Genomic DNA, 26,318 nt, shown 5'->3' on the forward strand with positions numbered 1-26,318 from the left:
CATCACCTCCATCATCTAACACCGTATTCGCGCTATAGGCCATGCAGTCCTTGGGCTACCAGAGGGAAATACGGAGAATTGGCAAGGGCAGGCAATCCTGGGCGGCTAAGTTCGACCCGTGGAAACTCCAGAAAAGAGGGTAGATATGAAGAAATATATACTAGTGTTATTTGGTTTCATGATTATAAGCGCTTGTAATAAAAGTACAAACTATCAAACTGTCGAAATAATGGGTCCCTCAATGGAACCGACATATAAAGAGGGTCAAATAGTTAAGGTAGAAACGGATTATTATACTCAGCATGAAATAAAACGGAATGATCTTATATACTTTCATATGGATCCGAAAAATATAAAGTATGCTAAACGAGTTGTAGGATTGCCCAACGAAAAAATAGAAGTAATGAAAGACAAAATACTAATCAATGATGTTCAAATCGTATTGCCGGTTGCTATGGTAGACAACCCAAATGTTGGTGAATACACGATAGGAGCAGATCAATATTTTGTAATTGGAGATAATTATAGCAATAGTTTGGATAGCAGGTCCTTCGGTACGATTAGCAAAGAACAAATTCTTGGGAAGATCATAGAATAACCTAGCACTAACATTTACGCTGTAATATGAAGGAAGGGCATTGATGCTGAACCGAACATCCTTTTATATAATCTTTTTCATTATAATTCTTATCTTGCTATCCATAATCGAGCCTTCCGTTAAGATGGGATTGTTCATGGCTATCATGATCACATCATTCAAATATATAGACACATTTTTGCATGAACTTGGGCATTTTTTTGCAGGGAAGCTGGTTGGGTATGAAATAGAACGTGTAGTAATCGGAGATCGGAAACCCATTTTTAGTGTAGTCGTCTTTGGAACATCATTTATATTTTGCTATGGCTTCGGCGGGTTAACTGTTCCAGGTACCCGTGTTAAGATCAGCAAGCTGCGTCTTTCTGTTTTTGCTCTCGGAGGGGTATTCTTTCAGATTTTTATTATTTGTATTACCTACATTTTATTTGGAATTGGTAGTGAAGAAAATTATTTTCTCCCCCTTCTATTTATGATTTTGAATCTAATCACCATAGTATATAACTTATACCCAAGAACCTTTATCCAAGATGGCAAGGTATACCTTAGTGATGGATTACTTTTCAAAAAAATAATGATGATGAACAAGACAGTTCAATAAGGAATGACTACGGTCACAACCGTTCCCACCCCGGGCTCCGATTGAATCTGAAGTTCCGCCAGACCTCCGTACATCAAATTCAGCCGTTTTTTGACATTTCGCAGTCCAATGCCTCCGGCGTCGTGAATCAGCATATCCTCGATATGCTCTTTGGACATCCCTACCCCATTATCCGAAACGGTAAAATACAACCGTTCCCCAGATCTCCGTCCTGTAATCTTAATCCATCCCCCGCTCACAACCGCCTCCATACTATGGATAATAGCATTCTCGACAATAGGCTGGAGGAACAGCTTGGGAACCACCGTCCCGGGAGGCAGATTCTCTATATCGTATTCCACCTCAAATACTCCGGCATAACGTTTGCCCATAATATGTGTGTAGCTCCTCAGCCAGTTCAGATCGTCCTCCAGCAGAACCTCCTCCTGGCCGTTGTTCACAGTATACTGGAGCATAGTGGATAGACTGACAATCATTTGGCTGATCTCGCTCTCCTCCCTCTCCAGCGCCATCCAGTTAATGATATTGAGCGTATTGTAAAGGAAGTGGGGATTGAGCTGGAGGTTGAGCGCCAGCATCTCTGCTTCTTTCTCGCGTCTGGTGCTTTTGTAATTTTCCTCGATCAGCTCAAGAATCCTTTCGTTCATCTGATTGTATCTCTTCACGAGAATGCGAAATTCCAATTGCGGCTGGTCTGGAATCTTGGTGGAAAAATCACCGGCCCCGGTTAATTGAATCGCAGCCATCATTTTTTTGATCGGTTTCGTCAAATGGCTGGAAATCACATAGGCAATGCCCACTGACAATAGAAGCAGGACCAGAGTAATCCCCAAATCCGTATAGCTGACGGTCGGCAGGTTGCGGACCAATTGGCGGTACGGGACAACATATACGGTTACCCATCCGGTGATCCCGGAAGCGGCATAACCAATCAACACATCCTCTTTTCCCTGCTTGACCAGGGCAGTCCCTGACACAGATGTGAACTGGTCCTTATGCCATCCGTTCGCATCCGTCATCCCCAGAAGTGAATTGTCCGGGTAGGTGACGATCTGTCCCTCTCTGGAGACCACATAGAAATAGGATCCCTGCGCAGCAGGCGTCTGAGCCATATACTGCCGGTAATACTCTTCATTAAAATTAATCAGCAGCACCGGCCGTTCCACACGCTGAGGCCAGCTGTGGCTCATGCCGTCGATGACGGGTGAAATGTTAAGCAGCCGCCCTGCTGAGAAAACCATGCGGAACTTGGCGTCCATTCCACCTAATTGAGGCTGTCCGTAGATTCTTGTCCAATCGTAGGTGGGGAACCACAGCAGGCTCCCCTTCACCTCCGCTATCTTTTGGTATATATAGGAGTGTACGAACCCGGACGGCGGAACGGAGACAAACGGTGAATTGGTGGTATAGCCCGTAGCGCCTCCCCCGAAGCTGTAATAACTGGTAACCAGCTGCACAGAATAGAAGTCCTGCTCGTTACGGAAATACTTGTTCAGAATTTCAGTTGCTTTGCGGTCCATTCTTAGCAGCTCTTCATCGGTCCGGGGCTGCTGCCGGTCAAAGAGGGTGAATAAGTCCGGGTCTGAAATGAGGTCAATGGTTCTGGATTCGATATGATTCAGCATCAAGTCGCTGATCTCTGTTTTCTTTTTCACGATCTCGATGATACTGTCTTCGGCATTGCTGACTATGATGTCCGAGCTCGTCTTATAGTTAATAACAGCGTTCGTCACCGAAGGAATCGAAATCAGCAGCACAAAACAGAGGATCAGCTTGGTTCTCAGCTTCATATTTTTCCACAGATCCCGTTTGTCACGGTAGATATACCGGTATCCAGCCATAATTCCTCCATAAAAACCATCTAGACTTCAGTCAATCTGCGCGTCAAGGCGCGGTATTCTTCCGGTGTGAGACCCGTTTCTTTTTTGAAGACTCGGTTGAAATATTTGACATCATGATACCCTAGCTGCTCAGCGATCCGGTACACCTTCTCATTAGAACTCCCTAGCATTTCTTTGGCCTCATTCAACCGTAGCCGGGTCACATATTGATTGAAGGTCAGCTGGAGCCGGCTCTTGAAAAACTGGCAGAAATAGCTGGAGCTAAAGTGAAACATGGCGGCGACCGCTTCCTGGGAAAGGTCCTCCCTATAGTGCCTGTCAATATAATCAAGACACCGTGACATCACCCCCTCCTTCCGTTCCCGCTTCGCTTCCGCCACACTATGAGCAATGTCCTCCAAAAGCCTGGCTGCGGACGCAATCAATTCCGGACAGCATCGAATGCCGTCGCCCAAGCAGGAGGCGCGCTGCAGCAGAACTTCCTGCACATCCTCTCTTATACTTTCGAGGTCATAAATCACCCTGGACAGAAGGTGCTTGACCTCCCGCACCAGTTCCTCCGGTAAAGGCAGGGCCCCTTCTCCAAGCATCCGGCAGACCGCTTCCTCTGCTGCAGGCCCGAAACCTGAAAGCCCATCCCAGCCTTCGATTAACTCCTTTAACCTGCCTGGAATCCTGGGATCAGAGGTAAGCATCCGGCCGGTGTCCAGCCCCCCATCTGCCGCTAAGTATACTTGCGGCTCCCCGGGCTGTGCATAAAAGCAGCATGCAGCCGCATAGCGGGCTTCGGTATACGCACGGGTAACATCATCGTATAAATGCTCTGAAGGAGCGCTGATCCCCACAGGCAGCCCGAGCTGTACAAGCATCTGGAGCATGCCGGAGTCAGGTTGTACGCTGCTTGCCGCTACCAGCAGACCGGGATCATGACGGGAAGTAAAACCCGTATGGAAACCAAAGGGCTGCAAGGATGCCTTCACCTCTTCCGCAGCCCTTTCCTCTTTGATATAGACCACCAGCAAGCTGCCGGAGCCGCTGAATCCAAGCATAGTCAACACTTCTTCTCGGTCTGCCGGGGTCCTTAGTTTCCCTTCCAGCCAATGGTTCAGGAGACGATGACGGTAGGCGGGTTCTGCCACATCCAGCCGGACGGCAAGCCGTTCATATTGCTGCCGGGTGGCGTACTCTTCCTCCAGGCTCTTTTCAGTCTTCTCCAGAACAGCAATGAACTTCTGCGGGTCAAGCGGCTTCAGCATATATTCGGAAGATCCAAGACTCATCGCTTTTTGCGCATATTCGAAACGGCTGTATCCACTTAAATAAATGACCCGCCGCGGAGCAAGCTGAGGCGTAAGCTGTTCCAGGAAATGCAGTCCGTCCATGAGCGGCATCCTAATGTCGGTGATAATAATCTGGAAGCAGCGGGCGCTGCAGATCTCAAGGGCCTCCCGGCCATTCCTGGCTGTAACGATCCCGTATTCCGGACGCAAGCGGCGCAGCATGCCGGAGAGTCCGGTGAGGTGAGCAGGTTCATCATCTACTAACAGAATATCGTACATGCTGTAAGCTGTACCCCCTTATTAACCCTTGATTCCGGTCATGGCAATCCCTTCAATAAAGTGGCGCTGCGCAATCAGAAAGATCACCAGCGAAGGGATCACAATGACTGTAGTCGCAGCCATCATCAGATTCCACTGTGCAGAGTAGGAGCCCTGAAATAAGGTCAGTCCCTGCATTAACGTATAGTTTTTCTCGGAGGTAATGAACGCCAGCGGTCCCAGGTAATCATTCCAGTTCGCCAAAAAAGTCAGCAAGCCGATCACAATCATCGCCTGTTTGGCCAGCGGGACGATAATCACTGCATATATCCGTACATGTCCCGCACCATCCACCTTGGCCGCCTCGTCCAGCTCGCGCGGGATGCCCAGAAAGAACTGCCGCAGCAGAAAAATATTAAACACCCCTCCGCCGAACCAGGCAGGTGCCACCAGCGGAACGAAAGTGTCCGTTAAGTGAAGTGCGTTCCAAAATACGTACTGCGGAATCATGACTACAAAGAACGGAATCATAAGTCCGGTTAATATCACCCCGAATACCTGGTCCCGCCCTTTCCAGTCGATACGCGAAAAGCTGTAGGCACACAACGAGGCGGAGAGCAGAACCCCCAGGATCGCCAATGAAGTAATAATGACGCTGTTCAGAAAGAAACGGCCAAACGGATACGCATCCAGAGTCGTACGGAAATTATCCCACTTGAAAACCTTCGGAATAAACCCCGGCGGAATCTGATACAGCTCCCCCATATCAATCAGTGACGTCCGGACCATCCAAAAGATTGGAAACAGGCAAAACAAACTTCCAATACCAAGCAGCAGATATATCATTGCTTGATTTATCCACGATTGCTGTTTCACCGCTGCTCCCCCTTCCCTTCGTAATACACCAACGATTTGGAGAAGAAGAAAATCAGAGCGGTGAACAGGGCGATCACCAGAAACAGCAGCACAGAAATCGCACTGGCGCTACCCATCCGTGAGGACTTGAATCCTTCATTGAATAGGTACAGTACATAAAAAAGGCTCTTGTTGTTCGGTCCGCCCTGCGTCATTACCGAAGGCTGGACAAACGCCTGAAATCCGTTGATAAAAGCAATAACCGTGTTAAAAAAGATGATGGACGAAGTCATCGGGATGGTAATATAAAACAGCTTATGGAGCCTGTTCCCCCCGTCGATCTCTATCGCTTCATACAACTGGGAGGGAATGCCCTGCAGTCCGGCCAGGAAAATCACGATGGTATTGCCCAGCGTCCAAAAGCTAAAGAGGATCAAGGTCGGAACTACCGACCCTGTATCCCCCAGCCATTGCGAAGTAGGCAGATGAAGCTGCTTCAGCATGGCGTTCACAATGCCAAAATCCGGCTGCAGCAGCCACATCCATACCATGGAAGAAGCGGCTAACGGAATGATGACCGGCAAATAGAATATTCCGCGAAAAAAGGCTCTGCCTGCAATTTTCTGATTCAGCAGTACTGCAGCAAAAAAGGAAATGATAATGCCCAGAGGCACACTGACAAACACATAATAGAAGGTAGCTTTGACCGCTGGATAAAAGAAGGGGTCGGCACCCGTAAAAAGGGTCTTGTAATTGGCAATGCCGATCCACTCCGGTACCATCCCTACACTATAGTTGGTAAAACTCAGATATATGCTTGCAGCAATTGGAACAAGCACGAACAGCAGGTATCCCGCCAGTACCGGCGAAGCAAACAAAAGTCCGTAACGCAGCTCCTTGGCAGCCTGGTGTCTTTTGCTTGAATGCCGGACCGGCTTCAGGGTCTGTACCCCATTCACAGCATCCTCAAGGGGAGACATCATAACGTCCTCTGATTTCCGGCTGAATCTTCGCCTCAACCTCCTTCATCGCCTCCAGGGCGGTTTTCTTGCCGAGCCATACCTCATCCATACCGGAGAAGGTAATCGCATTCACTTTGGAAAAGTTTTTAATATAATAGGACCCGTTCGGCACCCCGTTGTTCAGCAGATTGTTCATCATCGCATCCTTAAAGCCTGATGGATGAGCCGGATTGTTCTCTGCCCACTTGGCTACCAGCCCGGGATCGGTATACCATTTGGTCATCGTAGGCATCCACAATCCGCCTTTGTAGAGGTCTATGGCACCTTCCGGATTCTCCAGAAATTTCGTCAGCAGCCAGGCTTCTTCCCGATGCTTGCTGGATGTATAGATGACAGAAGCTCCGCTGATTCCCATCGGAACGCTGCGTTTCATCTTCGGAAGCACACCGATATCATAATTGACTTTGGCGGCACCGAGGTCCAGGTTGATCCATTGGCCGTGCATCGACATCGCTGCAAGCTTCGATTGCAGGGCAACCGCCTGGGAAGGAATCGACTTCATCTGCACCGGAGAGGGTGCCACATGATACACGTTAATTAAATCCGCCAGGCGCTGGATTGCTTCCGCCGCTTCCGGCTGGCTGAACCCGAATTTTCCGTCTTTGGTCACCCATTCTCCTTCATTGTTAATCACTGCCGCATGAACAGGTCCATGCCAAGTTTCAAAAGAGACGCCGAACTGCTTGATATTATCCGGATCAAACCCGGGATCGGCGGCATTTTTACCGTTTTTGTCGAGGGTTAATTGCTGGGCGACTTTTACGAATTCATCCCAGCTCCAGGCCATTTCCGGCTTGGCAGGAGGATAATCCACCTTGGCTTCATTAAATAGATCCTTGTTGTAGAACAGTCCGAAGGTTTCTCCGGCTGTACTGATTCCGTATGCAAAATCCTCGGAAGACTTGAACCAGATATAATCCAAAAAGTCGCTGCGCTTCAGGTCCTTATCCGCATCAAGCAGTTCAAACATATTGACGAACTTGCCGTCCTTTTGCCAGGGGTCTGCCAGCTCGCCATGCATATAGCCCAGATCCGGTGCTTCATTCCCGGCTACCATAGCCGTAATCTTGGCATCATAATCCGCTTCCGGGATATGAATGGCATCTACTTTGATGTTCGGATATTTGTCTGTGAAGGCCTGGGTTGCCTTCTCAATAGCCGCCTTCTCCTGCGGACTGCCCCAGAAGGTGAATTTCAGCGTTACGGGTTTCCCTGACTGCTCTGCGTTTCCTTGATCCTTCGCTGCATTTCCCTTATCGCTTTCATTCTTGCCGCCAGCGTTTGAACATCCCGCCAGCAGGGTGACCATCAGCAAAATTACGGTCAGTAGCCCATATAATACTTTTCCCCGCCCTCTTCCATTGAGCTCCATCATAACCCTCCCTAAAAATTTTGTAGCATACGCTTCCTTGAATCACTTCGTTAAACCCGCTTCGAAATCGAATGCTTAAATGTGTTGATTGGGTTCCTGTTCTCATCATAGGGAATGCGCTTACATTATGAAATTCCAAATTTTTAATAATGGTGGATTATTTTCGGATGTTGGGTAGAAAAAAGAAGGTGCCTGGACCGGACCCAAGTGCACCTTCTTTACTCTCTTATTTAGTTCATAGCACGTAAAAAATTATACATGGCCTGGGTGCTCTGCGCCCGGGACACGAGTCCTTGCGGGTCAAACCGCCCGTCTCCTATCCCTTGCATAATGCCGTGAGCCACTGCCTGAGCCACTTGTGATTTCGCCCAGACCGAGATTAAGGCACTGTCCGTCAGATTTTGTAATCCGCCGCGGGAAGCCGCTTTTCCTGCCTTGTATTCGTAAGCCTTAATGAGAAGCACTGCCATTTGCTCACGGGTTATCTCGGCATCCGGTGCAAAGGCGGTTGCTGTTACCCCTTCAATCAGCCCGGCAGCATAAGCTGCTGCCACGGATTTGGTGTACCAGCTTCCGGCTGGCACATCCCGGAACGGAAGCCCTTCACCCGTGTCCTTCAGTTGAAGTGCTCTGACCAGCATCGCAGTAAACTCAGCCCTTGTTGTCGTTTGGGCTGGAGCAAAGCGGCTGTCCGTGAGCCCCGTAACCACATGTTTGGCACTGAGCGATTTCAGTGCTGTATACACCCAGTGGTCAGGGGCAACATCTATGAATGTGGCGTCATAAGACAACACGGCGTAGGTGCTGAAATGATCCAGCATCAGGACCAGCTTCTTGCTGGCCTTGTCTGCTGTCCCTCCCACATAGCTCCATTGTGAGGTGTCTCCGTTCTTCAGGTACACCCCAAGCCATTCCTCATTTACAGCCGAAGCTGCATAGGGAAGCATGGCCCGGACCCCTTGGGAAAAGGTAGACGGTGTGATTTCCGATCCGTCCGCTGTACGCAGCACCAGCCCGAATTCATAGGCCGTCCCTTCTTGACGGTAGATGCCGCTTCCATTCCCGGACGGGACTGCTCCATTGGGAACAGGCGCAAGCGTAATCAGAATTGCTGCTCCGCTGCGTTTAGCCTCTGCCAGCTTCGTTCCAAGCTCTGTCAGAACAGACGCCGGAATCTGAATAGAGGCTTCGCCATCCCGGATCACCAAGGCTCTGTTGCCCAGCAGTGCTCCGGCATGAACAGGCAGTGAAGCCTGGGTCTGTCCTGGACCCAGCGTGATCTCCACAGCAGCAGCCACCGGCCCAGAAGCGAATGCTGCTTCACCAACCACCTTCAATCCGGCAGCCGGAGCAGCTGACGATGCCGGCGTTGGTGTTGGTGTGACCGTCGGACCTGTCACGGTAACCTTCGCTCTGGCTGCCAAATCCGTACCTTCCACTGCACCGCTCACTGTGAAGCTTCCGGCACCGGCATACTGATGCGGGGCGATAGTCTGCCAGACTACGGGGACCGTCCGGGAAGTTGAATCGCTGTATACTGCCGTAACTACCGACGGCAGCAGCGGTGCATTCCCAGCTGTTGTCACGACCTCCACATCCTGAAGGCTCACAATGACAGGGGCCTCTGAATCAAGCACGGTAACCTTGGCCACCGCGTGCTGATCTGTTCCGCCAGCGGTTCCAGTCACGGTGAAGCCTCCCGGCACCGCATACGATACAGGGTCAATGCCCTGCCAGATGACGGAGGTTTCACCAATCGTATGATCGGAGTACGTTGCCTGTACTACCGTTGGCAGCACCGGAGCGACCCCTACTGTTGTGGTAATGTGTACCTCTTTCAGCTCCACAATCGTTCGTTTCACAGCTTCAGTTACGGTTACCGTGGCTGCTGCAGGCCAAGTAGTGCCTTCCACTTGTCCTGAAACCACAAACTCTCCAGGCCGTGCGTAGTCCTCTTCCGGCACACTGTTCCAGCTGACCTCAGCAGTCCCTTCACTTCCGTTCTCATATTTCACTTGAACCGTGTCCGGCAAGACAGGTGCAACGGTTGCCGCCGTCGTTACGCTGACCGGTTCCACGCTTTGAATGTCCTTGTCTTCATACAATGCTTTTACCTGTGAAGCGTCCATTGCCCCGCTGTAAATGCGGAAATCATCAAGCCCGGCATTCAGCTGTGCCCCGTTGCCATAACCGGAGACACCGATTCGCTTCACATCGTTAGTAGCTGTAATGGAGCCCGGCGAACCATCGGTGTCCACCTGCTGGGCCACGCCGTTTCTGTAGATGACTCCGGTCTTAGTCACCGCATCGAACGTGAAGACCACATGGGTCCATTCATTCAGCGGCAAAAACGCCTCAGGCGACTGTTTCACATAGAAGCCGTTTGCTCCATCTACGTATACAATACTGGAGTTTCCGTTATAGGTAATAAAAAATCCGTTGCCCGCGTAGTTGCCCTCAGGCTTGAACCACAGCAGCACATTCTCCTTGTCATTCATGGCACCGGTGCGTTTGACCCAATAGGACAGCGTCATACTGCCTGGCTGGAGGGCAGGATCAGTGCCGGCAGAGATATAATTGCCGCCCGCTCCACTGAAGGTCAACGCTCCATTCTTATGCCCTTGAGCCTCCCAATCGAGACTGCCAAGAACCGTTCCTTCATGTCCGTTCCCCGAAGCATCAGCAATGGCAGTACCCTGACCTTCATCGAAGTTATAGCGCAGCACAAGCTCAGGAAAAGGGGGGATCACCCTCTTAGTTACGGTAACCCTAGCCTGAACCGCCGTCTGTGTTCCGATAACGGTTCCGTTTACGGTAAATGTAGAACCCTCCTTGTCATACAGTGCAGGAGTTACCGTCTCCCACTGTACGGAAACTACAAACTGGCTTCCATCCTCCAGGCTGGCGGTAACCGTTGACGGAAGCTTCGGCGCCTGCTTGGCCGGTGTTGTAAGCACTACATCCTCTACCGAGATAATGTGGCCTGCAGGGGCAAGCAGCGCAGTGATTTCATCCGGACTCAGCGCTCTGCTGTAGATCCGGAAGTCGTCGACCAACCCATCCATATACGGGTCGGCAAATTGCGATTTGCCAATGTAGTTGTTTTTGGTTTTACCGAGATCTGACGGTTTGAGCGTCAGATGGTCATTTCTGCCCGCCTCCACACCGTCGATATATAAGACCCCCAGAGAGCCGGACAATGTCACGGCTACATGCTTCCACTCGCCGGCAGGGAGAGCCGGACCGTCAATGGTCTGCTCTTGACCCGGGGCATTCCCGCCGGTCGAAATACCGAACCGGGTAATGGAGCCGGCTTTGGGTGACAGGAACATATAGGTGCTTGTTCCGGTGCCAAAATCGAAGATCCGCGAATAGGTTCCAACGCTGTCCATCTTCACCCAGGCTGACACGGTAACCGCATCCGCACGGCTCAGCAGGCCTTCGGGCATTTTCACATAGGCATCCTGGCCGCTCAGCTCAAGCGCATGATTGATTTTGCCCGGAAGCCAGGAGGCGGCTCCCAGCACACTGCCGTCCTTACCGCTTCCGGAATCATCGGCTGCCACTGTACCGGATGTTTCATCGAAGTCATAATGCACAAGCAGCTCCGGCAGCGGCGGCGGTGCCAAGGCTGTCACCGTAACCGTATCACTGCCCTCAAGCTCCGAATCGCTTACAGTCAGCTTGAACACATAAGTTCCCGGCTTCGTTGCCGTGAACGAAGTGAATAGCGCCGCACTTTTGCCAAACACAACCTGACCGTCTTCCGGTCCGGACACCAGGGACCATACCGGGGTCAGCGTTCCCTTCGGCAGACCATCGTCTTTGGCTGTACCGCGAAGCATGGCATCGTCCACTTGCAGCGTGTAGGTGAAATCTGCTCCCGCATCAACCGAGGGGACCTGATTGTCATCCGGCTCTGTGGCACTCAGTTCTACCGTATATGCAACTGCCGGTCCGGCTTCAATCGTCAGCTTCGCTTCATCCCCGAACGCATTCAGCTTGCCCGCAGGCTCACCATCGATGGTGATAAGATAGGCGCCTTTTACCAGACCGTTCAGGGTAAGCGTCGTTTCATGTGCATAGCCAGGTGTCAAATTACGCAGGCTGAACTTGGCATAGTCCTTATTGGCAGACAGTCTCGCTTCGGTAAACTGATCTTTATCCAGCTCGGTATAGAGCTTTTCGGTAATCAGGTTGATCCGTTTGAAGAGACCGTCTGTAGGCGTGATATCGTAATAGACAGAATCCGTCACTGTAACATCCGCCCCGTAGCCTGTTACCCCGAAGATCGGATCGACGGCAATGTCCGCACTTAGAATCTGCAGCGTACCGAACAATCCCAGATCCGCTTCCCCGGTCATACCTTTCCATCCGTTCAGCAGCGGAACATTCCGTCCGCCGCCGGTTCCATTGGTGCCGTTATTGCCTTTCTCGGCCTGGTAGGTCCAGGCTGCAGCTCCGTAATTCTCCGGATCATCGCTGATCTGCCCGGAGTTGATGGCACTGAGGTTAGCCAGCTTGGCCGCATAAGACAACCGCTGCTCCTCTTCCCGTTTGGCTGTGGAATGATAGCGGATCCAGTCGTCCATCGCATATCCGGCCAGCGACACGCTGTACTGGAAGTTCCACCAGCTTTCTCCTGTAATGGTTACCGGATCAGCGTAGTAGTACCAGACAGGCATCTGTCCACGTGAGGCCCGCGTCTTGGCATTGATTTTACCCATCATCTCCAGCGCTTTGGCCTGTTCCAGGTCATTGTCTTTTTGCATCTTAGCCAGGGTGTATACCGCTTCCTCCCCGGTGTTGTCATAGCTGTATTCCGAACCGTAAGGGTACTTATTGTTTTTGAAATTATTATATTTGCGGAGCATCTTGGCCCGGATATCACTGGCTTCGTCCACATAGCCTTCACTGTCAAGCGCTTGAATGATATCCGGTGTGGTCAGCTCTCCCATAAGTCCAGTCTCCCAGTTGTAAGAAACGGGGCCTTCATACAGAGCCTTCAAAATATTATAAGCCCGCAGCAAATAGGTCTCCTTGGGATGCTTATAGGCAACCAGCTCAGGGTAATTGGCGGCAATTTTGTACATGCTGAAATACGTATTATAGATATGAGGATAGGCGTAACCACGATAAGTAGGTGTTGTATTCGGCTCCTTCATCAGGAAGTCATGAATCAGATAATCCTCATGATGGCCATTCATCAGTTGGTTCCAGATGGCCGTTTCCAGATAGTCATCCACTGCCGTGATTTCCGAAGCTACAGGATTCAGGGCATTTTTTTCGGCTAAAAACTGTCCATGCGTCAATCCCCAGTCATCGCCCCAGCCCCAGTAGCCGCTGAAGTTATTCCGTTTGGACTTCGTGTTCATCATCCAGTCGTCAAACACTTTGTCGCGTATATCCCCGGGGAGATTCCACTGGGTTTGTTCAACCATAAAGTTCGCATGGTCCTCCAGCGCCCGGTCAACCGCATCGATACCATAAAATTGCAGCACGGTTGTGAGACCGCTTCCATATTGGACCGTAACATGCTGCGGCCCCAGCTTGCCCAGACTGAATTCATAAATGTGATGATCTCCGCTCTTCTGCTCAAGCAGGGGAACCTCGGTCCCGTCATCCAGCTTCACGCTGTGAATGTCAGCTTTGGTGCGCAGATCGAACTTGGCCTTCTGGTTCAACGGCACAATCATGCCCGGGACAACGGTTACATCTATCAGCCCTTCCTGAACCAGCATGTCCTTGGCTTCCTGCTCGTTCGCTACAGCAAGCAGCTGAAAGCCGTAGGTTTTGCTCTCCCCGGCAGCCAGCGTCAGGCTGGTATGTGGCAGATAACCCCGGTTGGTGGATTTGATCACATTGGAATGAATATAAAAGACATTCAAGCCCTCGATCCATTTGCCTTCATTCTCGGGGTTCCAGGCCCACTTACTGCCCGGATGCTCTTCATTGCGCCAGCGGTCCTGATACTCAAAACCCGCACCGGTAGCGGCATCCGGCAACAGCATCAGATAGGAGCCAATCCCGCTGGGTCTGCCTGCTGTAATATAAGAACCGCTGCCCCCAACAAAGGAGTGGGTGACCACACGAGTCTCGTAAATGGCGTCCCCGTACGTCCACTGTTCATTGAAGGGAAGCGGAAGCCCAATATCTCCGAACTCCAGGCTTTTGCCGCTGGTGTTAGCGACATGAATATCCCACTGGAGTGAGCCATCTGCTTCCATAGTATAGGTTTCAACCAGCTTGAAATCGTGTATTCCGCCGGCGTTTGCGGAGTTTTCGTAGGTGACTGTCACCTTACTGCCATCCTTGTCTATGGTCCGGACATCCCCGGATTGATTGGTAGATGCCTTGGTCCATTCGCCTCCATCCAGGCGATAGGTGAAGAGCAGCTCGCCGAGCCACTGATGATCTGCTGTATCCTGCTCGGGTGTTACTGTCTTGTTCATCACATACTCGGTCGGGAAGGCGTCGCCTTTGATTTTCAGCGATGAAATTTCACCGTATTGCCCGGTTTCAATGAGCAGCTTGTCGCTTGTCAGTTCATACGCGCCGGCTTTCGACGGAAGAAGAATAATGGATAGCACCGCCAGCGTCCAGAAGACCGCTCCTGTAAGTATCCTATTCGGTGTTAATCTTGGCTGTGTTGCATCAGAAGTCTTGAATATCATGCTTGAATCATCTCCTTCGATGTATGTTATTATCGTTGTTATACGTATTTATCTCTGCTGTTCTTCCCCAATCCAGACAGACATTTCGCCTTCCCCGCGATTGGCCCAGGCAAAATACGGAATGAACTTCAGCTGCACCTCCCTGCTCTTCAAGGGGGGGCCACTGCTGTACAGCTCCTCCCCCCAGCCTGCTTCCGGCAGCATCCGTCTACCGGAAACTGAAATCGTCCGGATGCCCTCAGGGAAACCAGCTTCCTCTGCAAGTGAATATTCATTGCCCTGCGGCAGCCGCAGCTGATACAATCTTTGGCCGTTATCGGCCTCCTCCAGACAATAGACGAAAGGACCGCGCTGCAGGGCTACTTTGGAAAAGGTCTGGCGGATATGCGGATGACCTTTCATCGCCGTGACCGGCATCGCAAACTGCAGCTCAAGGGTATCACCGGATACCCACTTGCGGGTCAGGTGAATATATCCGTCCGCATTTCCTGCATGATGCGTTCGGGATTGGCCGTTAAGCGATACCTGGACCTCATGGCACCAATCCGGCATACGCAGCGCAATCGTAAATTCACCGGCCTGTTCAGGAGTAACGTTCAAGCGGACTTTGCCATCCGAAGTATAGCTGGAGATTTGTTCAATAACGGCGGATATGCCATTCATTATCCTTGCGGTACGGCCCCCGATGTAGAGTTCAACGTATAAGGTATCGCCTTTTGTTGAATAAATGTAGTCTCCGAGCGAGGCGATCAGACGGGCCACATTCGGCGGACAGCAGGCGCAGGTAAACCAGCCTTGGCGCACAGCTTTTACATGATTGTAGTTCTTGTTCTTACCCAGTACTTCCGGATACACCTCTAGCGGATTCACATAGAAAAATTTGGTGCCATCCAGGGACATTCCGCTGATTACGGTATTATAGAGCGCCCGCTCCATGACATCCGCATATTTGCTGGTGTGCTCCAGCTCCAGCATGCGCCGGGCAAAAAAGATCAGCCCTACGGAAGCACAGGTTTCGGCATAGGCCAGGTCCGGCGGCAAATCATAATCCGCGGTAAAGGATTCCCCCTGCTCCATGGACCCGATGCCGCCCGTAATATACATCCGTTTGTTCACAATGTTGTCCCACAGCTTCCGGCAGGCTTCCAGCAGCCCGGCATCCTTGGTCTCAAGGGCAATGTCGGCCATCGCCGTACACATATAGACCAGACGTACCGCATGCCCCTCCGCTGTGGTCTGCTCTCTGACAGGCAGATGCGATTGGCTGTACAGATGATCATGAACCATGGAGAGCTGAGGGAAATGCAGGGTCCGGCCGCGCTTTTCCCATTCCTGTTCAAAGTAATGGGGCTGCTGTCCCCGCTGGTCCAGGAAATAGCGGCTTAACTCCAGATACTTCTCTTCACCTGTGACCTGGAACAATTTCACCAGCGCCAGTTCAATCTCCTGATGGCCGTCGTAGCCTTGCAGCTTGCCGGGCTCCGCTCCGAATACGGCTGCAATGTAATCCGCATACCGGCTCACCGCGTCGAGCAGCTTTCTTTTGCCGGTGGCCCTGAAATAGGCTGTTGCCGCTTCAATTAAATGTCCAGCGCAATAGAGCTCGTGGCATTCCGCCAGATTAGTCCACTCCTTGCCCGGTTCTTTTAGCATAAAGTAGGTATTCAGATAGCCGTCATCCCTCTGGGCTTCAGCAAGCAGCTCAATGACGCCGTCCGCAATCTCCTCAAGCGCAGAATCCCGCTTAGTCTCCAGTAAGTACGCCACAGCCTCCAGCCATTTACCTACGTCACTGTCCTGAAAAACCATTCCGTAGAACTCACCTGCCTCCCGGCCCGCCGCAAGCTTGAAATTACGGATCGCATGGCTGGGCTCAGCCCCCTCAACACGGTCGTTCAGCGCCTCCCACTGATAAGGAACCATAACCTCGCGGACCAGACGGATATATTCCGACCAGAACGGATCATGAATCTGAACCTTGCCTGAAGCCGGTGTGGTATTATCATTCATTAATGGAACTCTCCTCTCATCTCTGTTACAGATCACCTGCCCGTGGCAGCCTTACAACCTTACCCCTTGACTCCGCCAACCGTTAACCCTTCCATGAAGAAGCGCTGGAAAAATAAGAACAGAACCAGAATAGGCAAAATGGCCAGGACGGCTCCCGCGATCAGCGCTTCATAGTTATTGCCCAAGGGAGAGACAAAGGAGGCCAGCCCGATCGGCAATGTGAATTGCTCGGTCGTCCGCAGCACGATCAGCGGCCACAGGAAGTTATTCCAGCTGTTCATGGCCTGCAGGATGGTAATCGCCCCAAACGCCGGGGCCATCAGCGGCACCATGATTCTGAAGAAGATTCCGTACTCCGAGCATCCGTCCATCCGGCCCGCATCCATGAAGTCCTTGGGCAGGCCAAGCGCAAATTGGCGGAAGAAAAAGATGGGCAGCGGGGAGACCACAAAGGGCAGAATAACCCCCCAGATGGTGTTGATCAGCTTCAGCGAAATCATTAGCTTATAGAGCGGCAGCAGAATAATCTCCACGGGAATCATCATCACCACGAGCACCAGGGTAAAAATAAAATTACGGCCGCGAAAACGGTACATTCCCAGCCCATAGCCTACCATTGAAGAGAACAGCAGACTCAGCAGGGTGAACAGCGTGGTAATAAGCAGACTGTTTTTATACCAGCCAAAATAATTGCCAGCCGCCCCCTGCCCCGAAAAGATGCTTTTGTAATTGTCCAGACTCATCAAATTGAAATCCAGCCGCACATTCAGGCCGTAGCGGAACAATTCTGTAGCAGGCTTCAGGGAAGCGAGGAACAAAGCATATAACGGAAATAACATCAGGGCCGCCAGAATCACAAATAAAAGCACAAGCAGCAGAGAGGAGAAGCTGAATTTGGATTTCTCTATAGTCCGCATGCTCTAGTCCTCCTTCTTAAACATGCCGGTGAGCGTTAATTGAACCAGGCTGACCAATAAGGTGATCCCCAGCAAGGTGATCCCGATGGCTGATCCAAAACCAAGATTGAAATACTGGAATCCCTGCTGATAGATGTATCCGACAATGGTCAGTCCAATGTTTTGCGGCGAAGGCTTGCCTGCCCATAGCATATAGCTCTCGGTGAACATGGCATAACCGCCATATATAGTGATCGTCACGACATAAATCGTGATCGGCTTCAGCAGGGGGATCGTAATTCTGATTAATTTCCGGAAAGCGCCAGCCCCGTCGATGTCAGCCGCTTCGTACAGCTCGGCGGGAATGCTCTGCAGTGCAGACAGGAAATATAGAATATTGATGCCGATCCACCTCCAGCCGGCCAGTACAAGCAGGGCGAACATTCCCAGACTGGAGCTGTAGAGCCAGCGCTGGCTGGATATCCCGAATAGATGCAGAATCGTATTCATCAACGCGCCGTCAAGTTCACCAAAAATGAGACGGAACACCACACCTGCAACGACTACAGACGTAAGCGCCGGAATAAACAAGGTAGATCTGAAAAAATTGCTCCACGGCATCTTTTTCGAATGGAGCAGAACAGCCAGAATCATGGGCACCGGTATCAGCAGCAGGAGTGTCCAGACAGTGTATCGGCTGCTGTTGTAGAGTGCCGCTCCGAAATCCTCATTCCAGAGTCCTCTGTAGTTATCAAGTCCGGTAAACGACACCTCTCCCGGGAGCACTTCCTGAAAGCTCATGACCCCTGCATTAATCAGCGGGTACGCAAAGAAGACGGCGAATGACAAGAGAAACGGGAGTACGAACACATAGGGTGCCAATTTTTGAGAATTCCCCAGCTGGTAACTCCTTCTTCTTGGGTTTTTGGTCAACTCTCTTTCTATCTGCATAACCAAACCTCCACTCTTTTGTGCTGTGAATATTTCCGGAAAATGTATGGATATGAAGGAGAATGTTCCATTCCCCTTCACAGCTTGTGTGCGCTTTCATATGTGGGGAAATCTTATTTCAGGCTGTCCTGCACTTCCTTTAGGACCTTGGCCGGGTCCTTCATGTCAATGAAGATTTGCGGCATCGCTTTGTTGCGGATGGCATCGAATACCTCAGGCGATTTCTCGCGGATATGGACCGGAGCAATTTCATCCTTGACGCTGAGCAGCGTATCAAAGATATCGGTACCGAAATAATCGGTGAATTTGTTCGATTCCTTCATGGCCGGATCACTCCAGACATCCGTGCGGATCGGGTCGAAGCCCAGCTGCTTCCAAATCTGCAGGTTGCCTTCCTTGGACAGCTTGGCGTAAGCCAGGAATTCCTTGATCAGATCAGGATTTTTCGCCTGATTGGTAATCGAGGTTGCGGTCCCGCCCATCCCTGCGGAGCGGTTGCCGCCTTCTACCCAAGCCGGCATCGGACGGATGATGACTTTTCCCTTGAGATCCGGGATATGGTCGGTGAAACGGTTCATGAACCAGAATGGCATGAAGACCGAAGCGGCGCCGCCCGAATCCATATAGCCGAAATATTCTTCTGTATCATGGCCGGCGCCAGGAGCGACAGCAGCGACACCTTCCTTCACCATCTTCTGGAAGAATTCCATCGTTTTCACATTGACCGGTGTATCCACAGTAACATTGCCGTTCTCATCCACCTGATCAGAGCCCTGCTGGCTGATCGCCGGCCACCAGGACCAGTTGCCGTTGCCTTCAAATGTGATCATCGGCTTACCTGTCTTATCCAGCATCTGTTTGCCTGCCGTCTCAAAGTCAGCCCAGGTCTTGATGGTGTCAGGATTGATTCCTGCCTGGTCAAGCATTTCTTTGTTGTAATACATGACGGTCGCACCCACATGGTAATCAATACCATAGTACGTTTTGTCTTTGCTGTAGATTTCCACTCTCGACTTCACAATGTTGCCAAGCTCAGGCTCCACAATGTCGTTCAAGGACACGAGCTGCGGCGTTCCCTTCATAAAGTTCGGAAACTTGCTCTGCTCGATATCAACCAGATCCGGTGCGCCTACACCCGATTGCAGGGCTACCAGCAGCTTGGTGTGCATATCGTCATAAGGTATGGTGGTCGCTTCCAGCGCAATGGTTTTATCCGGATGACTCTCATTCCAGCTTGCCGCCATGCTCTCATAGAACTTCTGATGCGCGTCAACAAAGGTCCAGAATACTACTTTTTCCGCCTGAGCAGGAGGTTTTGCTGTTTCACTGCCTTCAGTTGCCTTACTGCCGTTGTTGCTTGCTGCCGGCTGGTTCGTAGGGGATGTCTCTTTATTCCCGTTACCACCGCAGCCGCTGAGCCCCATGACCAGAATCAACAATAATACCGTCGTGCACAGAAATGCTTTTTTCATTCAGCTTCCTCCTTGAACGATATATACTTAGCCCTTTACGGGAATAAGCCAGTATTTTGCATTTCATCCGTCAGAAAAAACAACTTCAACTTTTAGCTATTCAACTTTTTAGAAAGCGCTTTATTAATAATAATACATGTTGTATCATGAAAAAAAACGCAGGATTCCAACCTTATTTTTAATCATTTCAACCTGCTTGGAGGAAAAATAAAATGAACTCGCCTATTCTCCATTTTATCTCTCCGCCTATTCCCTACTTCGTCGATTGCGGACATGCCACCTATGCCGCAGGGGATGTTCACATCAACCGCAACTGTATCGGCGTATTTGATCTTATCGTTGTGCTGAAGGGAATCCTCCCCGTCGGTGAGGACGGCAAGGAGTGGAAGCTGCATGAAGGTGAAATCCTCATTCTCCGTCCGGACGGCCATCATTACGGCTCTGCACCCTGCACCGAGGATACGAAGATCATCTGGATTCATTTTCAGACCTTTGGCAGCTGGAAGGAATGTATGAGTATGGATGAATGTCTGGAATCTCAGGTCACACTGATCGAGAGCCATAAGCAAAAAGCCTACCTCAATCATGCCGATGTCTGCTCGATTTATATTCCCAAGCATATGAAAATCTCCAGGAAGGCGATGGAGGTGCTGGATCTGTTTTTTGAGCAGGAGCATGAGCCGCAATCCCTGCGCAACTGGAAACGCCAGGCTTCCTTCCAATCCTTCCTCCAGCACCTGGACCGTGACCTGGCCTCCCCTTCCGATGCTACTGCCATTCAGCTTGCCGAAAAGGTGGAATTGTTCATCCGCCATAACTATACCCGTGACATCAACAATCCCATGCTGCAGAAGGAACTCAATTATCATCCGAATTATTTGGCCAAAAGCATGCTCAAAACCTATGGCATGACCCCCATGGCATATCTGCAGAATTACCGTGTGGAACAGTCCAAGCGCCTTCTACTGCAGACCTCCTGGTCCGTTACCCGGATCGCCGAGGAGGTGGGCTTCCACCACGTTTCCCATTTCTCCTCGTGCTTCTCCAAGAAGGAGGGGCTATCTCCCTCCGGCTTCCGCAGCAAATTCATTCAGAAACGCTAGGCAAGCAAATAGGGAATAAAAAAGGGAAACCAGGCGATGAATTGCTTTGCTTTAGGAGGAATATTCGTATGATTACTTTCAAAAGAATTTCCACTGGCGTAACCTCCTCGTTTTTTCAAGGAGCTTAGCTACACATTTCCACCTGCTTGTCAAGTTCTATTTTTTCGTGCAAAAAGAGCGGGCTATCTTTTTGATAACCTGCTCTTTTTCTTGATTTTTGGCCCTACGCCTTAACTTAATGACATGGAGTAGTGGCGTCACCTTATTGATCTACATACCATACAGCAAAAGATAGATATGTAACTCTCAAGCTGTTTCTTTTAATTCAAGATATGACGGATTTATTCGATACTGGGTAGCCCCACCAAAAAAAGTTTAACTAATAGCTGTATATCCCCATGCAAAAGGTTACTTTGGAACATCTGCTGGATAAACATTAATCATTAATCTTTCCCATCTAGCCATTTGTTTATATAGTACTTATTAGAATTTATGCGGAGTTTATTAAGATGATCTGCTATACTTCCTTTATTGATAGACCTATAAGAATTTATGTCCATAGTTCCATCATCTTGCCACTTGCAATATGGGCAAATATCATAACCTGTTCCTTCAATCTTATCATAAAGTTCTGTTAAAGTTTTAAAACCACAACAAGGGCAAGTAAACAATTCTTCCACTTCACCAATAACTTCAACATCATATCCTGTAATAGCATAAACTATTTCTGATAAAAATCCATTACTAACACCTTGAAAATCCACCTCACTTAGTTCCATATTAATTTTTGAAGAACCTTCTTCAAAATACTTTGGCAAATCTATCTCTTTTTCAACAATATCACGTACTGAGCATATTAATTTAAAGAAATTTTCCCTGGATATATTTCTCATTCAATTAATCCCTTTCCTTTTAACATTAAGATTACAGCATCATCAGAACGACCATCCCATTTATAAAATGACTTGATTTTACCTCCTATGCCAGTCCCAACGAATATAGATTTAGTAGACGGCTCATATCTATATATAAATGCTCCATCATTCACTTGTATAATACTATCAGATTTACTAGTTCCAAATTCATAAGCCATGTTTGAGTATTCTTTTGAGGATTTTGCCCCAAATTCATCACCATGTTTTTCATAGTGAACTTTTAATTTCCCCTTACTCCATAAATCAGCTATCTTCTCTGTTGGTCGCCATAAGGATTCAGCTTGTTGATTAGGTTCACCCGTCCCCTCAGCAGCACCCTCCTTTTTCTCCAGATACTGTTCTATTGCTTTGATCACAGGCACTACAGTATTGAGATCTGAACTCGCTAATTTGTCTAGCGGTGTTGCCCCTATCTTTGTATGAAGTCCTTTAAGCTGAATTATAAGTGCGCCAATGTCTATTCCAGGATCTTCTATCTCAGATCCATCGTTTCCAGCTCCATACTCCTTTAATTTCTCTATCCGAGTCTCAAATCCCTTTATGATTACTGCTAAGGTTTGTGGATCACTAGCCATCATCACCACATGTCCGCTGCCACTCTTTTCGACCCAGAGCTTGTGGCTTTCTTTGCCGATTTTGAAATTGACCAGCAGGCCGGAGATGGCATTCTTGAGCTTGCCAGCTCCGGCCACCGCGAGGTTGACTCCGGACTTCAACAGCTGCTTGCCGAAGGCTAAAAGGCGGGAGTGAACGCCTCCCTTAACCGTGCCGAGGAAACCGCCGCTGGCTTCTTTTTTGGCAGCACCTGCTTTTCCGCCGGCTTTTTGCTCTTCTTTTTGGCCTGGGCTGTCTTTGCTGCCTCCGCCTGAGGTCCCGGACAGATTAGCCAGCAGCTTCGTGCCGTTGCCGAAGACACTACTCGCCTGCGATTCAGCTTCATCGACAAGAGACGTCGCTCCGCCGGTGGCTTCGTCGATCATCCCGCCTACCTTTTCCACAGGTCCCTGAAGCGGCTGCATCAGGCCCTGGACCGGGCCGGACGCTGCGATCTTGTTGATCAGTTTGTCCGCGAAGGGAATATGCTGGCGAATCAGGTCAACCAGCGATTGGCCTGCCACAGCTTCAATCCCCTTAAACACGGCTTTAATCAGTGCTGACGGCGGATTGGTGATGATAAAATTCAGTACCATATCCACGCCTTTGTTGGCCAGGACCGTCATGAGCTGGGCCGGTTTCCCGAGCAGCTGCACCTTTGCTTTAATCCCGCCAGCGGCTTCGGTTACCTTCTCCCGAATCCCCCTAAAAAAGCCTCCGGCTGCTTCCTTAAGCTTGTCGGCCCCCTCATTAAGGGCCTCAGCGGGATTCTTCACGACCTCCAGCGCCTGAACAGCACCGGCATATGCCATACTGAAAGGATTAAACCACGACTTGTCCGATATGTTGATAACCGGAAGAGCCTTGTTGATGGCCCCGGCAACCTTGCCTACAGTCTTTTGCAGAATCCCGAACACTCCCTCAAGGAGCTGCAGCACCTTCATCAGCCCTTTTTCCTGGCCTCCGCTTTTCGGAGCCTTGCCAGCGTCCTTGTCCTTCTCCTTATCGTCCTCCTGGCCCGTCTGCAGCGGCTGAAGTTCACCGAACAGCCCCTTGACCAGAAAACCGCCCATTCCCGACGGATTCAGGAACTGCTTCACATTCTGCACTTTGAAATTCCGCAAGGTGTTGACCACAGTCATGACCGAGTTCGCCTGGCGCAGAAGCTTAGGGAGTGTCGATGTCAGCCAGATGCCGATTTGAACCAAAATACTGCCTCCGCCTGTCGCAAAAGCGGCAGCAATTTCAGCAGAAATTTGTGCAATCTCCAGGAACTTGCCGAAATTCACTTTAAAGTCCCCGTTCAGGAATTTCCCGATTCCCGACAATATGCCGTTATACAGCGACTGGACACCGGCGAACAGCTTATCCACCGTTTTCCCCATGAAGTCCAGGGCGGTACTGACCCCCTTCTTCAGGAGGCTTGCGGCAGCATTGACGGCTTGAACCGCCTTATTCACCGCACGGTCGATCCAGCCGTTGATCTTCTTGGCAATGCCTGGAAAACGGGCGAATATTTTATTGGCTAAGCCCTTCAGCACGTTCCCGAAACCTTTAATGGCGCTGACAATCAGCTTTCGGCCTGCTTCAATCAGCCCCACAACGGCTTGCTTGGCTTTATCAAAAATGGTTTTGACTGCCTTCCGCAGCTGGGTGAAGAGGAAGTTCATGCCTTTTTGAATGGCTTCCCCGGCCTGCCTTCCTTTTTCCTTGATCCATTCCCAGGGGTTTTTAGCTTTTTTCTTTGTTTGCTCGCCTTCGTTTTCACCTTCCTTTTGCTTCTCCTCTGCCTGGGTCTTCGTGGTCTTATATTCCTGCCGGGATTCGCTTTCGGCTTCGGACAGCTTTTTCTTGACCTCGCCTTCCTTCTCATCCTTGATCCCGCTAATCTCCTTGTTCTTCTCTGCTGCGGCTGTACCCGCTTCACGGTCAAACTCCCCGCTGGTGGCCTTGATCTCTTCCTGCCACTGGCTTCGGTACCCAGAGACCTCTGCTTTGACTGCAGCCTGTTCGCTTCGCTGCTTCTCTGAAGCTTCAGTTTTCAGCCGTTCCACTTCGGCCTTTGTATCACTTTTGGCAGTTGTGAGTCCGCTGTCAAACGGTTCCTTCCCTTTTTGATACTCCGCCTGGCTATTCTCCATATAGGTCTGAAGCGGGCCATCCAGCTGAGGGTTGAGGTAGCCGGCAACATCGGGCGGGATCACACCAGTGGATTTCAATTGAAAAGCTGGCGGAGCCACGGAGCGGATTGCAAGCCCGGATTTGAGGATGGCATCGTCCGGCTTGGGTAGGATCCGGTCCTCTCCGAAATCCTGCCGGGTCTGCTCCAGCTCGGAGTCCTGTACAGTCTGCATATGCTGCGTGGCCTCTGCCTGATAGCTCTCCACCTGAGAGGGGTCCGCTTCACCCGTCAGACCAATCTCCGGCGGAGTTGCTGCAAATCGGCTTGCTTCCGCCATAATCTGGTCAGGATCTGCCTCCTCCGGGCTTTGGGGAAAGCTAACCATCCCTGTCGAGGTATCCCCGCCTTTTTTCCCGCTCTGAAAAACGGGCAGTTCGGAAGCGGGCACCGGACCGGCCGCTGCCTGCTTCGGGGAATCAGCAGCTTCAGTATCCTTGCCGGGTGCGATTCCGGTTGGTGTCGGAATTGCAGGCAGCGCCTTCTCGGCCTGCTGACGTTGCTGCTCTAACGCTCCCCCCGAGACATTCACCGCTTGAGTGTAAGCCTCCACGATTTCTGACGGAGCAATGCTGCCAAGCTGCTGGATCACACTGCCCGGATTATCTCCTTTAATATTTACAACAGGAGCTTTTGCTGGTGCCTTTCTGGCTTGCAGCGGCAGGTTAGCAGACAGCGGACCAGAAGCAGCAGACTTAGGCCGGGCCGGAGCTGGCTTGGCTGCGGTCTTTCCATCCGGCTTGGTTTCTTGCTTCGCACCTGACTTGGCTTCCGCCTTTGCTCCTGCTTTGCCTTCTGGCTTTGCACCTGACTTGGCCTCCGCCTGAGCTTCCAATTTACCTTTTAACGTGGCATCTGCGCTTGCCTCCGCTTTTGTGAGTGGCGATAGCTTACCTTCAACACCCTTTTTAAATTCTGTTGCATTCCTGTTGTCTTTTTCAGTTTTTGGGCTGGTCTTTTCAGCCTTTTCAGGCTTTGCAGCTTGTGCTGAAACAGGCTGGGCCGAAACCTCTGACTGATGTGTTGACGGTGACGCTTGCTGTATTGAAGAGTCTCGTGAAGCGGCAGGTAAGTTCTGAGATTCTTTCGGTGTTGTATCCGAGGTTATGTCCGTTGCCTCTGCCTTTCCCTTGTTCCGCTTGCCTTGGTCAAGCAGCATAAGAGCGCTCCGAAGGCCAATGACACCCGTGAGCATAGCGAACTCACCGGAAGTTACCGTTTCCGGGGCGGTTAAGAGGCGGTTGGTTAGCCGTTTGAGCTCAAGCGGGGTTCGTATTTGCGGCTTCAATGCCGCTTTGTCAGCGAGTGGAGCTTGTGCAGAACTCTTTTTTATCTCAGTCTGCTGCTCTGCTGGCTTCTGTACAACAATCTTGCTTGACATAGAGGGTCACTCCCTGAATATTCCGTATACAAGTAATGGTAATTTCAGGAGTTGATTTACAGATTTTTTTAAAAAATTTTCTTAATAAAACGGCTACACCGTCCTTCACTGGACAATGTAACCGTTTTAGACTTCAGCTCTTAAATTATCAAAGAAGCCGCTTCTCAGCGGCTTGAATTGAATGTAATTTTATATATTTCCAACCTTTATTCTGCCGGCAAATGCGGTAGATGCACCCAAAAAACCCCCGCCCAGAGCTTGTGATAGACAAGCAATGAACAGGGGCTTTTATAATCAAA

The 26,318-nt window shown here is 50.5% G+C and carries 15 protein-coding genes and 1 pseudogene; 3 read left to right on the plus strand and 13 right to left on the minus strand.

Going from position 1 to position 26,318, the window contains the following annotated elements:
* Window positions 1–118 precede the first annotated feature (118 nt).
* On the plus strand, window positions 119–598 hold the full coding sequence (lepB, locus tag A3842_RS23365) for a signal peptidase I (RefSeq protein ID WP_143186345.1): 480 nt from the start codon (window positions 119–121) through the stop codon (window positions 596–598).
* Between the two features lie 136 nt (window positions 599–734).
* Window positions 735–1,196 carry a hypothetical protein gene (locus A3842_RS23370; protein ID WP_178382400.1) on the plus strand — a complete coding sequence of 154 codons (462 nt, stop codon included), beginning with the start codon at window positions 735–737 and terminating at the stop codon, window positions 1,194–1,196.
* On the opposite strand, the gene A3842_RS23375 is transcribed toward A3842_RS23370, so the two are convergent.
* The 11 genes and pseudogenes from A3842_RS23375 to A3842_RS23420 form a co-directional block, all read right to left on the minus strand.
* Entirely contained in the window at window positions 1,190–3,037 is a 1,848-nt protein-coding gene (locus tag A3842_RS23375) for a histidine kinase (RefSeq protein ID WP_074102905.1), read from the minus strand. The genes A3842_RS23370 and A3842_RS23375 overlap by 7 nt on opposite strands.
* 20 nt (window positions 3,038–3,057) lie before the next feature.
* Window positions 3,058–4,596, minus strand: coding sequence for a response regulator (locus A3842_RS23380; RefSeq protein ID WP_074102906.1), 1,539 nt, complete (start codon window positions 4,594–4,596; stop codon window positions 3,058–3,060).
* 21 nt (window positions 4,597–4,617) lie between these two features.
* Complete coding sequence (locus tag A3842_RS23385; protein WP_074102907.1) at window positions 4,618–5,451, minus strand: carbohydrate ABC transporter permease; 834 nt, start codon at window positions 5,449–5,451, stop codon at window positions 4,618–4,620.
* Complete coding sequence (locus A3842_RS23390; protein ID WP_256701828.1) at window positions 5,448–6,413, minus strand: carbohydrate ABC transporter permease; 966 nt, start codon at window positions 6,411–6,413, stop codon at window positions 5,448–5,450. The genes A3842_RS23385 and A3842_RS23390 overlap by 4 nt, the downstream gene beginning before the upstream one ends.
* Window positions 6,397–7,824 (minus strand): ABC transporter substrate-binding protein, encoded by a 1,428-nt coding sequence (locus A3842_RS23395; RefSeq protein WP_074102908.1) that lies wholly within the window; start codon window positions 7,822–7,824, stop codon window positions 6,397–6,399. Before A3842_RS23395 ends, A3842_RS23390 begins: the two co-directional genes overlap by 17 nt.
* A gap of 230 nt (window positions 7,825–8,054) precedes the next feature.
* On the minus strand, window positions 8,055–10,574 hold the full coding sequence (locus tag A3842_RS33440) for an Ig-like domain-containing protein (protein WP_256701832.1): 2,520 nt from the start codon (window positions 10,572–10,574) through the stop codon (window positions 8,055–8,057).
* Between the two features lie 36 nt (window positions 10,575–10,610).
* A pseudogene (locus tag A3842_RS33445) lies at window positions 10,611–14,420 on the minus strand (DUF5695 domain-containing protein); the annotation flags it as partial.
* A 126-nt stretch (window positions 14,421–14,546) separates the two neighbouring features.
* Window positions 14,547–16,508: a glycoside hydrolase family 127 protein gene (locus tag A3842_RS23405; RefSeq protein WP_074102910.1), complete on the minus strand. Its 1,962-nt coding sequence runs from the start codon at window positions 16,506–16,508 to the stop codon at window positions 14,547–14,549.
* Window positions 16,509–16,567: 59 nt separating this feature from the next.
* Window positions 16,568–17,425, minus strand: coding sequence for a carbohydrate ABC transporter permease (locus A3842_RS23410; protein ID WP_074085458.1), 858 nt, complete (start codon window positions 17,423–17,425; stop codon window positions 16,568–16,570).
* A 3-nt stretch (window positions 17,426–17,428) separates the two neighbouring features.
* Window positions 17,429–18,355: a carbohydrate ABC transporter permease gene (locus tag A3842_RS23415; RefSeq protein ID WP_074085459.1), complete on the minus strand. Its 927-nt coding sequence runs from the start codon at window positions 18,353–18,355 to the stop codon at window positions 17,429–17,431.
* A 113-nt stretch (window positions 18,356–18,468) separates the two neighbouring features.
* Window positions 18,469–19,827, minus strand: a complete 1,359-nt coding sequence (locus A3842_RS23420) for an ABC transporter substrate-binding protein (protein ID WP_074085460.1) — start codon at window positions 19,825–19,827, stop codon at window positions 18,469–18,471.
* 212 nt (window positions 19,828–20,039) lie between these two features.
* On the opposite strand from A3842_RS23420, the gene A3842_RS23425 reads away from it, so the two are divergent.
* The gene (locus tag A3842_RS23425) at window positions 20,040–20,930 is read left to right on the plus strand and encodes an AraC family transcriptional regulator (protein WP_074085461.1); all 891 of its coding nucleotides are present in this window, start codon (window positions 20,040–20,042) and stop codon (window positions 20,928–20,930) included.
* A 443-nt stretch (window positions 20,931–21,373) separates the two neighbouring features.
* Here the strand turns inward: A3842_RS23425 and A3842_RS33805 are convergent, their stop codons facing one another.
* Both A3842_RS33805 and A3842_RS33035 read right to left on the minus strand, forming a co-directional pair.
* On the minus strand, window positions 21,374–21,823 hold the full coding sequence (locus tag A3842_RS33805) for a CPCC family cysteine-rich protein (RefSeq protein ID WP_074085462.1): 450 nt from the start codon (window positions 21,821–21,823) through the stop codon (window positions 21,374–21,376).
* A complete protein-coding gene (locus A3842_RS33035; RefSeq protein ID WP_074102911.1) occupies window positions 21,820–26,019 on the minus strand; it encodes a hypothetical protein in 4,200 nt (1,399 codons plus the stop codon). The genes A3842_RS33805 and A3842_RS33035 overlap by 4 nt, the downstream gene beginning before the upstream one ends.
* Between the last annotated feature and the right edge of the window lie 299 nt (window positions 26,020–26,318).

The organism is Paenibacillus sp. P3E, from assembly GCF_001909045.1.
GTDB lineage: Bacteria > Bacillota > Bacilli > Paenibacillales > Paenibacillaceae > Paenibacillus_AQ > Paenibacillus_AQ helianthi.

Coding starts and splice junctions, on each gene's coding strand:
- A3842_RS23395 (WP_074102908.1), bottom strand. CDS start 7,824: ATGGAGCTCAATGGAAGAGGGCGGGGAAAAGTATTATATGGGCTACTG.
- A3842_RS23390 (WP_256701828.1), bottom strand. CDS start 6,413: ATGATGTCTCCCCTTGAGGATGCTGTGAATGGGGTACAGACCCTGAAG.
- A3842_RS23410 (WP_074085458.1), bottom strand. CDS start 17,425: ATGCGGACTATAGAGAAATCCAAATTCAGCTTCTCCTCTCTGCTGCTT.
- A3842_RS33805 (WP_074085462.1), bottom strand. CDS start 21,823: ATGAGAAATATATCCAGGGAAAATTTCTTTAAATTAATATGCTCAGTA.
- A3842_RS23370 (WP_178382400.1), top strand. CDS start 735: ATGGCTATCATGATCACATCATTCAAATATATAGACACATTTTTGCAT.
- A3842_RS23425 (WP_074085461.1), top strand. CDS start 20,040: ATGAACTCGCCTATTCTCCATTTTATCTCTCCGCCTATTCCCTACTTC.
- A3842_RS23405 (WP_074102910.1), bottom strand. CDS start 16,508: ATGAATGATAATACCACACCGGCTTCAGGCAAGGTTCAGATTCATGAT.
- A3842_RS33035 (WP_074102911.1), bottom strand. CDS start 26,019: ATGTCAAGCAAGATTGTTGTACAGAAGCCAGCAGAGCAGCAGACTGAG.
- A3842_RS23415 (WP_074085459.1), bottom strand. CDS start 18,355: ATGCAGATAGAAAGAGAGTTGACCAAAAACCCAAGAAGAAGGAGTTAC.
- A3842_RS23380 (WP_074102906.1), bottom strand. CDS start 4,596: ATGTACGATATTCTGTTAGTAGATGATGAACCTGCTCACCTCACCGGA.
- A3842_RS23375 (WP_074102905.1), bottom strand. CDS start 3,037: ATGGCTGGATACCGGTATATCTACCGTGACAAACGGGATCTGTGGAAA.
- A3842_RS23420 (WP_074085460.1), bottom strand. CDS start 19,827: ATGAAAAAAGCATTTCTGTGCACGACGGTATTATTGTTGATTCTGGTC.